This is a genomic window from Microbacterium sp. HMWF026 (genome assembly GCF_003061325.1).
Lineage (GTDB): Bacteria > Actinomycetota > Actinomycetes > Actinomycetales > Microbacteriaceae > Microbacterium > Microbacterium testaceum_E.
Map to the genome: position 1 here is coordinate 8,380 of NZ_QAJB01000463.1, position 7,978 is coordinate 16,357.

Below are 7,978 nucleotides of genomic sequence, written 5' to 3' on the forward strand. Positions count from 1 at the left end.
GGGGGTGATGTCGTTCATGGTCTTCTCCTCTCGCGCGGCGTCTCGTCGTCGAGAAGCGCTTCGCCAGGGTCGAGAAGCGACCACTTGACGTCGAGGGCGTTGCCAGCGGCGTGGTTTCGTGAGATAGCAGCGCGCTCGGTCGACCCCGCGGGGCGGCTCCGCCGCGCCGGCTCAGGAATCGAGCGCGCGCAGGTACCGCCGCGTCATCCACGCCTGCACGAGCCGGCCCAGCGGAGCGCCGACGCGCGTGAACCAGCGGCCCGGGGCCGAGAATGCGGCGATGTCGAACACCACCTCGCCGGTTGGCTGAAGCGTCAGGGTGAAGCGTTCCTCGCCGCGCTCGGGGTGACCGGGAAGCGTGCCGTAGGCGAAGCCCGCGACGGTGTCGGTGCGCTCGGCCCAGACGACCAGACACGGGATGCGGAAGATCCCCAGCCGCATCGTCACGCGCGTACCGGTGCGCATCGGCGTCTCGCTCAGCGTCACGCGCGCCCCGGCACGGCGTTGGGCCTCACCGGCGAGCAGGGCGTCGGTCGCGCGTTCGAAATCCGCGCGGCCGTGACCCACGACGCGGCGCGCGCGCACGTGGTGATAGCCCGGGGGCATCTCGCCGGCCGTCGCACCGACCTCGGTGTAGGTCAAGCCGTCCATGCCGCCACCGTAGCCAGCGCCCCGCCGCCGACCGCACGGCTTGCGCCCGCGCCTACGCTGGGACCATGGCCCCCACCCTCGCCGGACGCCGCGCGTGATCGACGTCGCCGCGCACCTCGCCGCCGTCCTGGAGGCGGTGCGTCCGCTGGATGCCGAGTCGCGTGACGTGGCCGCGGCCCGGGGGCGGGTGCTGCGGCATCCCGTGCATGCCGCCGTCGACGTGCCGGCGTTCGACTCCTCGGCGATGGACGGCTTCGCGGTGCGCGACCTCGACCGCCCGGCGACCCTGCGGGTGGTGGCAGACCTGCCGGCGGGCACCGAGCAGGACCCGCGAATGGATGCCGCCGACGCCGCCCGCATCATGACGGGGGCGCCCGTACCGACCGACGCGACGGCGGTCGTGCCGTTCGAAGACACCGTGCACGGCCTCGCGGGCGGCCTCTCGCCGGTCGAGATCGTCGTTCCCCCGCGCGCCGGGGCGCACATCCGTCGCCGGGGCTCGGACGTGCGGGCCGGCGACCTCGTCGTCGGCGCGGGCGTGCGCCTGACCGCCGGGCGGATCGGCGCGATCGCGGCATCCGGGGTCGGCACCGTCTCGGTGTCGCGCGCCGCGCGCGTGGCCGTCGTCTCGACCGGTTCGGAGCTGGTCGTCGCGGGAGCACCGATGCGACGCGGGCAGATCCCCGAGTCCAACAGCGTGCTGCTCGCCGGGCTGGCCGAAGAAACCGGCGCCGAGGTGGTGCTGCGCACGAGCGTCGGCGACGAGGGCGAGGGCCCGCGCGCGGCGATCGCGGCGGCCGAGGCGGCCGGAGCCGATGTCGTGGTGTTCTCGGGCGGCGTGAGCGCCGGCGCCTACGAGGTGGTCAAGAACACGCTCGGCGACCTCATGCGTTTCGAGCGCGTGCGCATGCAGCCGGGCAAGCCGCAGGGTTTCGGACGCACGGCGGCGGGGACGCTGCTGTTCGGCCTGCCGGGCAATCCCGTCAGCGCCGCGGTGTCGTTCGAACTGTTCGTCCGTCCCGCCCTGCGCGCCCTCGAGGGAGACGTCGAGCTCGCGCGCTCCCAGGTGCGCGTCGCGCTCGCCGGGGGCTGGCGCGCGCGACCGGGCCGGACGCAATACGTGCCCGTGTCGCTGGACCGGTCCGACCCCGAGAGGTGGCGGGCGACGCCGACCCCGCGCGGAACGAGAGGTTTCGGCGAGGCCGAGGGTCTCGCCGTCATCCCCTCGCGCGCGGACGACCTGCCACCCGATGCCCTCGTGACGGTCGCCCTGTGGTGACCGTCGACGCGATCCTGCTCGCCGGCGGACGCGCCAGCCGCGTCGGCGGCGCCGTCAAACCCCTGTTCGAGGTGGGCGGGGCGACGCTGCTGTCGGCCGCCGTCACCGCGGTCCGCCGGGCGGGAGCGCGACGCGTCGTCGTCGTGGCCCCGGTGCTCGACGGGGCGCTCGACGTGACGTGGGTGCGCGAGGACCCTCCCTTCGGCGGACCGGTCGCGGCCATCGTCGCCGCCCTGCCAGAAGTGGATGCCGACGACCTCTACATCCTGGCGTGCGACACCGTCGCGCCCGCCGAGGTGATGTCGCGGCTCGCCGCGCCGCTGGCCCCCGGCGTCGACGGGGTGTGCCTCGACGACGGGCGCCGGCAGGGGCTCATGGGCCGGTACCGGGCCGCGGCGGTGCGGGAGGTGGCATCCGCCCTTCCGGCCGCGGGGCGCGACGCGTCGATGCACGCGCTGCTGGGCGGGCTCGAGATCGCCTCGATCACCGTGGATGCCGACCTGACCCGCGACGTCGATACGTGGGACGATCTGCGAGAGGCCCGAGGAGGAGCCATGACCGAATCCCGTACCCTGCCGCCCGAGGCGCTCGACGACTGGAGCGCGGCGCTCGCCCAGCGCTTCGGCCTGACCCGCGGAGACATCCCGGTGTCGTTGATCCTCGACCTCGCCCGCGACGTCGCGAACGGCGTCGCCCGTCCCGCGGCGCCCCTCAGCGCGTTCGTCGCGGGTTTGGTCGCCGGCCGTGCCGGCGGGTCGCCCGCCGACACCGAGAAGGCCGTCGCCGCCGTGGTCGAGATGGCCCGCGACTGGGAGAACCGCTGACGCCCCGTGCCTGAGTGGCTGATCGTCGTGCTGGGCGTCGTCGCCGGGCTGGTCGTGCTGTGGCTCGCCCTCATCATCGTGCTGTGGGTGCAGCAGCGGCGGTCCGGCGGCTCGGTCGACTGGCGCGCCGTGCTGCGGCTCGCGCCCGACGTCGTGCGGCTCGTCCGTCGCCTGGTCGCCGACCCCTCGGTACCCCGCGCAACGCGATGGTGGCTCGGTGGACTGCTGGTCTACCTGCTCTCGCCGATCGACCTGATCCCCGACTTCGTGCCCGTGATCGGCTACGCCGACGACGCGATCGTGGTGGTGATGGCCCTGCGCTTCGCCATCCGTCACGCGGGGCGTCCGGCGATCGAGCGGCACTGGCCCGGCACGTCGGAGGGGTTGCGGAGCGTGCTGGCGCTCGTCGGCGCGGCCCGCTGAGGGTCAGGCCGACCTGAGAGCGTCGACGGCGAACTCTGGTGCGATGGCGGCCAGGCGCGAGTCGTTGGTCCAGAGGCGCGAGCACCCCGCAAGCTGCGCGACGGCGAGGTGAAGGGCGTCCGATGTCCGCAAAGTCGGGTTTCTCGCTCGCAGGCGCGCCGCCCCGAGGTACGCGTCGGGCTCGACCGGAAGCATCTCGAATCGGCGGAAGGTGCTCCACATGCGCATTTGCGCTTCTGCGTGCCTTCCGCGCATCGGTCCGACCATGGCTTCGAGCATGACGAGAGGGCTCGCGGCCAGCGGTGAGTCCGTCTCGGCGAGCACCCGGCGCGTCCGGTCACCGAGGTCGTCGTCGCGCTCGACCGCGTAGATCACCAAGCAGCTGTCGACATAGATCACCCTCCCGCGATCCGGTTCTCGGCGATGATGCGATCGATTTCTTCGATGGGGCGGGCCGATTCGGGCGTCAGCGGATTCTCGCGCAGCCACGCCGCGAAGGCGTTCCGAGAAGGTTCAGTCGCGGCGAAAGGAACGATCCGTGCCACGGGAACTCCCCGTCTCGCGAGAGTGACCTCCGTCCCCGACTCGGCGTCGGCGATCAGCCGCGAGAGGTTGTTCCGGGCCTCTAAGACGTTGTACATCATGGCGAGAACCTAGCCAGGCGCCTGGCTAACTCCGCGGCATCCTCCTACTTTTCACCCCTCGGGGGCAGCCTGTTCGCCCGGTCCGCCTGCAGCGCCGACGGGACCCATCCGGCCGCGCTACTCGAAGAGCCCGGACAGCACGATCGTGCGTGCGCGGGGGTCCAGGGCGACGGTCGCGCTGTGTCCGTCCGTTGAGAAGAGCTCGTCCAGCGCGGGACTGCCCTCGAAGGGTCCGGCCGGCAATTCGTCTTGCATGCCCGACACCATCTCGGGGACCTTCACCGAATCGAGCTCCCCCGTCGCTCGCAGTGTGTCGACCTCGGATTGCGGGATGACCGCAACGACGTCCACCCAGTACGTCGTCGGCCCGATGTCGGACGTCCCGGTCGTGCCCCCCATCCAGGTGATCGACTCGGCCGACGCGAGCTGGGGGTAGCGCTCGGCGATGGGCGCGAGGTCGGCGCGAAGTGTGCCGTCGCCCTGCTTCTCGGCTCGTCCATTCGTCATTTCGTTCCCCCCGGGTTCGTGTGGCGTGGGCGCGCAGCCCGCTGCGCTCGCGACGGCGACCACGAGAAGAGCGATGGCGAGATATCGACGCAGCATCACGGCCCCACGTACTCTCCGCGCGGGCGCAGCCGCATCGCGGGCTCGGCGTACTCCGCCCCGATGTGGGCGACCCATCCGGCGATGCGGCCCAGCACGAAGATCGTGCTCGCGGCATCGTCGGGCAGACGCGCGCCCGACACCAGTGCGGCGAGGGCGAGGTCGATGTTGGGCTGCAGGCGGGCGCGATCCGAGACGACCGCGCGCAGCCGGGCCACGGCATCCATCGTCCCCTCCCCGTCCGGGAGGGCCCCGAGCAGGGGGAACAGTGCGTCGGCGCGATCGTCGATGTCGCGGTAGAGGGGGTGACCGAAGCCCGGGATGCCGTTTCCGTCCTGCAGCGCCTCGGTCAGCGCCCGTTCGGGGTCCATGCCGCGACGCACCCGCGTGAGCAGTCGTGCGGTGCGGGTGGCGGCAGAGATGTGCAGCGGGGAGTCGGCCGCACCGAGGGCGGCGCCGACGGCGGCGTAGGCGTCGGCGCGAGCCGACGCGGCGACCCGGGCGGCGAAGGTCGACACGGCCAGGTCGTGGTCGATCAGCAGCACGAGCGCAGCGTTGACGGCGTCGATCACGGGGGCCGGTGCGCCGGGCGCCCACGCGGTGACGAGCGAGCGCGCGAGGTCGGGGTGCGGATCGCCGCCGAGGGCGACCGGCAGCCCGGTCAGCAGGGTCCACCCGATGCGGTGCAGGGTCGCGGCCGACGTGTCGTGGCGCAACGGGTCGTCGGCGGCGAAGCCGGTGAGCGCGGCGCGCAGGCGGTCCATGGCTCCGGCGTGCAACGGCAGGGCGTCGACCACGGCGCGGGCGCTGCCGATCGCGGTGTCCGGGGCGTCGAGTCGTTCGGCATCCCACAGCCACGCGACGACCTCGGCGAACGGGCGGTCGATCAGGTCGCGCGCGCGGCGCCCGCGGTAGAGCAGCTCGTCGTCCTCGATGTCGGCGACATCGGTCTGCACGACGCCGAGGGGCATTCCGACGGTGGGGTGCGCCGGCGTCCGAGCGGCCACGCGTCGCCGGCCGGACGCGAAAGCCTCGACCTCGAGCGCGTCGAACGTCGATCCGTGCGCGTCGCGCTCGCGGTGCAGCAGGCCGCGCGATACGTAGGCGTAGACCGTCTCGGGCTTCACGTCCAGACGGGCGGCGGTCTGCGCGGCGGTGAGGCGGGGGAGGGGTGCGGTCATCTTGATCCGATCAACGTTGACGCTGTCGCGGTCATGTTCGCACACTGAGCGCATGAGCGAGCTGATCGATGTCCCCCGCGGCCTCAACGGCGTCGTCGCGGCCGAAACGTCCGTCGGCGACGTCGACGGCGACGCCGGCTTCTTCCACTACCGCGGCCACTCGGCCGTCGAACTCGCACGCACGCGCACCGTCGAGGACGTCTGGCACCTGCTCGTCCTCGGGCACCTCCCGGACGACGCCGAGCGCTCCTCCTTCGCGACGCGCATCGCCCGCGCGCAGGAGGATGAACGGATGCCGGGGCTCGTCGCCGCCGTGCGCAGTCACGCCGACGAACCCCTGTCCGTCCTGCGCGCGACGTGGACGCTCGCGGCATCCGTCCGCCGTTCCGCGGCCCTGTACGACCTCGACGAGGCCGCCCGGGTCGACGAGGCGGTCGCCTTCGCCGCCCTCGCGCCGCTCGCCCTCGCCCCCGGGTTCACCCCCACCGGGCGCGGGCTCGTCGCCGACTACCTCGAACACGTCACCGGACGCCGCCCCGACGACGCGCACGTACGGGCGCTGACGGCCTACCTCGTCGCGACGATGGACCACGGCTTCAACGCCTCGACCTTCACGGCCCGGGTCATCGCCTCGACCGGGGCCGACATGGCATCCTGCCTCTGCGGCGCACTCGGCGCTCTCGCCGGCCCCCTGCACGGCGGCGCGCCCGCCCGCGCACTCGACAGCCTCGACCGCGCGGGCGACGACCCCGCGGCGTGGATCACGGCCGAGCTCGACGCGGGTCGACGCCTGATGGGCTTCGGTCACGCCGTCTACCGCACGACCGACCCCCGGTCGGAGCTGCTGCGCGGCGTCGCCGAGGGGTTCGGCGGTGAGCGGGTCGCGCGGGCGCTGGCCTTCCAGCGCGAGGCCGAGCGGCAGCTCGCCGCGCGGCGCCCCGAGCGTCCCCTGCACGCCAACGTCGAGTTCTACGCCGCGGTGGTGATGGAGCAGTGCGGCATCCCGCGCGAGATGTTCACCCCGACCTTCGCCCTCGCCCGCACGATCGGTTGGACGGCGCACGTCCTCGAGCAGTCGCGGGACGGCAAGATCATCCGCCCCGCGGCGCGATACGTGGGGCCGGCGCCGTTCCTCTGAGCGACGGTCGCGGACGATCGGTCGGATGCCGTGGACGATCGGCCCGGCGCCCGATCACGCGGGCGGGGAGCATCGGATCATGACCACGACCGCACCCGTTCCGACCCCCTTCACCGTCCCACCCTCGATGCGATACGGCGGGCTCGTCGTCGTGATGCTGATGAGCTTCCTGCTCGTCACGGCGGAGTTCCTCCCCAACGGCGTCCTCACCGAGATGGCCGCCTCGCTCGGAATCACTCCCGGCCAGGCCGGGCAGACCGTTACCGTCACCGCGCTCGCGGGCCTGCTGTTCGCCCCGACCGTCGGGCTGCTGCTGCCGCGCCTCGACCGCCGCACGCTTCTCGTCGGCGCCGCCGCGTCGGCCGCCCTGTCGAGCCTGGTCGTCGCGATGGCGCCGAGCCTGCTCGCCATCCTCGCCGCGCGGTTCCTGCTCGGCGCGGCGATCAGCGCCTTCTGGTCCATGTCGATCACGGTCGCCGCGCGGCTGTCGAGTCCCGAGCGCATCGGCCGCGCCATGATGTTCGGTTCCGCGGGCCTGTCGCTCGCCACCGTCGCGGGCGTTCCCCTGGGCGTCGCGCTGAGCGAGGCGCTCGACTGGCGGCTGGCGTTCCTCCTGGTCGCGGTGGTCACGGCGCTGGTGGGCGTCGCCGTCCGCGTCGCGCTGCCGCCCGTCCCGCCGGCCGCCGCGTCGAGCCTCGGCATCCTGTTCGACACCCTCCGTCGCCCCGGGGTGACCGGGGGGATGCTCGGTCACGTGCTCGTGGTCCTCGGGCACTTTCTCGCCTACACCTACGTGCGTCTGGCTCTGGAACGCATCCCCGACGTCGACGCGGGCACCATCGTGCTGCTGCTCGCCCTGTTCGGTGTCGGCGGGTTCGTGGGAAACATCGCCGTCGGGGTCGTGGTCGACCGGGCGTTCCGTCGTCTCGCCCTCGTCGGGCCGGTGGTGATCGCCCTCGCCATCGCCACGATCGTGGTCCTGCCGACGGCGGTGATCCCGGTGGCGATCGCGGTCGGCGTGTGGGGGTTCTTCTTCTCGTCGTGGTTGATCATCGTGAACACCTGGGTCGGGCACCGCATGCCCGACCGTCTCGAGGCGGGCGGCAGCCTGGTCGTCACGGGTTTCCAGCTCGCGATCACGATCGCGGCGGGCCTCGGTGGACTGCTCGTCGACGCCGCCGGAGTCGTGACGGTGGATGCCATCGGCGCCGCGCTCCTGATCGTCGGTGCCGCGT

General features: G+C 73.1%; 10 protein-coding genes. 5 read left to right on the forward strand and 5 right to left on the reverse strand.

Annotated features, from left to right (window positions below):
- Positions 1–171: 171 nt before the first annotated feature.
- Positions 172–651, reverse strand: coding sequence for a DUF1990 family protein (locus DBR36_RS16725; RefSeq protein WP_108320817.1), 480 nt, complete (start codon positions 649–651; stop codon positions 172–174).
- A 94-nt stretch (positions 652–745) separates the two neighbouring features.
- On the opposite strand from DBR36_RS16725, the gene glp reads away from it, so the two are divergent.
- From glp to DBR36_RS16740, 3 genes are read left to right on the forward strand one after another with little or no spacing between them, the layout of a single operon-like run.
- Positions 746–1,930 carry a gephyrin-like molybdotransferase Glp gene (gene glp, locus DBR36_RS16730; protein WP_108320818.1) on the forward strand — a complete coding sequence of 395 codons (1,185 nt, stop codon included), beginning with the start codon at positions 746–748 and terminating at the stop codon, positions 1,928–1,930.
- Positions 1,924–2,754 carry a DUF6457 domain-containing protein gene (locus DBR36_RS16735; protein ID WP_181373665.1) on the forward strand — a complete coding sequence of 277 codons (831 nt, stop codon included), beginning with the start codon at positions 1,924–1,926 and terminating at the stop codon, positions 2,752–2,754. Before glp ends, DBR36_RS16735 begins: the two co-directional genes overlap by 7 nt.
- 6 nt (positions 2,755–2,760) lie before the next feature.
- The gene (locus DBR36_RS16740) at positions 2,761–3,177 is read left to right on the forward strand and encodes a YkvA family protein (protein ID WP_108320819.1); all 417 of its coding nucleotides are present in this window, start codon (positions 2,761–2,763) and stop codon (positions 3,175–3,177) included.
- Between the two features lie 3 nt (positions 3,178–3,180).
- On the opposite strand, the gene DBR36_RS16745 is transcribed toward DBR36_RS16740, so the two are convergent.
- The 4 genes from DBR36_RS16745 to DBR36_RS16760 form a co-directional block, all read right to left on the reverse strand.
- On the reverse strand, positions 3,181–3,576 hold the full coding sequence (locus DBR36_RS16745; protein ID WP_181373666.1) for a type II toxin-antitoxin system VapC family toxin: 396 nt from the start codon (positions 3,574–3,576) through the stop codon (positions 3,181–3,183).
- Positions 3,573–3,821, reverse strand: coding sequence for a type II toxin-antitoxin system Phd/YefM family antitoxin (locus DBR36_RS16750; protein ID WP_108320821.1), 249 nt, complete (start codon positions 3,819–3,821; stop codon positions 3,573–3,575). The genes DBR36_RS16745 and DBR36_RS16750 overlap by 4 nt, the downstream gene beginning before the upstream one ends.
- A 117-nt stretch (positions 3,822–3,938) precedes the next feature.
- Positions 3,939–4,328: a hypothetical protein gene (locus DBR36_RS16755; protein WP_108320822.1), complete on the reverse strand. Its 390-nt coding sequence runs from the start codon at positions 4,326–4,328 to the stop codon at positions 3,939–3,941.
- Between the two features lie 95 nt (positions 4,329–4,423).
- Positions 4,424–5,605 carry a citrate/2-methylcitrate synthase gene (locus DBR36_RS16760; RefSeq protein ID WP_181373667.1) on the reverse strand — a complete coding sequence of 394 codons (1,182 nt, stop codon included), beginning with the start codon at positions 5,603–5,605 and terminating at the stop codon, positions 4,424–4,426.
- A 52-nt stretch (positions 5,606–5,657) separates the two neighbouring features.
- Between DBR36_RS16760 and DBR36_RS16765 the strand changes: the two genes are divergently transcribed.
- Positions 5,658–6,743 carry a citrate/2-methylcitrate synthase gene (locus tag DBR36_RS16765; RefSeq protein ID WP_108320824.1) on the forward strand — a complete coding sequence of 362 codons (1,086 nt, stop codon included), beginning with the start codon at positions 5,658–5,660 and terminating at the stop codon, positions 6,741–6,743.
- Positions 6,744–6,822: 79 nt separating this feature from the next.
- On the forward strand, positions 6,823–7,978 hold a 1,156-nt coding region (locus DBR36_RS16770; RefSeq protein WP_108320841.1), incomplete at its 3' end, for an MFS transporter.

What these genes read in the sequence shown, in the direction of transcription:
- DBR36_RS16725 (WP_108320817.1), bottom strand. Translation starts at nt 651, where the DNA reads ATGGACGGCTTGACCTACACCGAGGTCGGTGCGACGGCCGGCGAGATG.
- DBR36_RS16750 (WP_108320821.1), bottom strand. Translation starts at nt 3,821, where the DNA reads ATGATGTACAACGTCTTAGAGGCCCGGAACAACCTCTCGCGGCTGATC.
- DBR36_RS16755 (WP_108320822.1), bottom strand. Translation starts at nt 4,328, where the DNA reads ATGACGAATGGACGAGCCGAGAAGCAGGGCGACGGCACACTTCGCGCC.
- DBR36_RS16760 (WP_181373667.1), bottom strand. Translation starts at nt 5,605, where the DNA reads ATGACCGCACCCCTCCCCCGCCTCACCGCCGCGCAGACCGCCGCCCGT.
- DBR36_RS16765 (WP_108320824.1), top strand. Translation starts at nt 5,658, where the DNA reads ATGAGCGAGCTGATCGATGTCCCCCGCGGCCTCAACGGCGTCGTCGCG.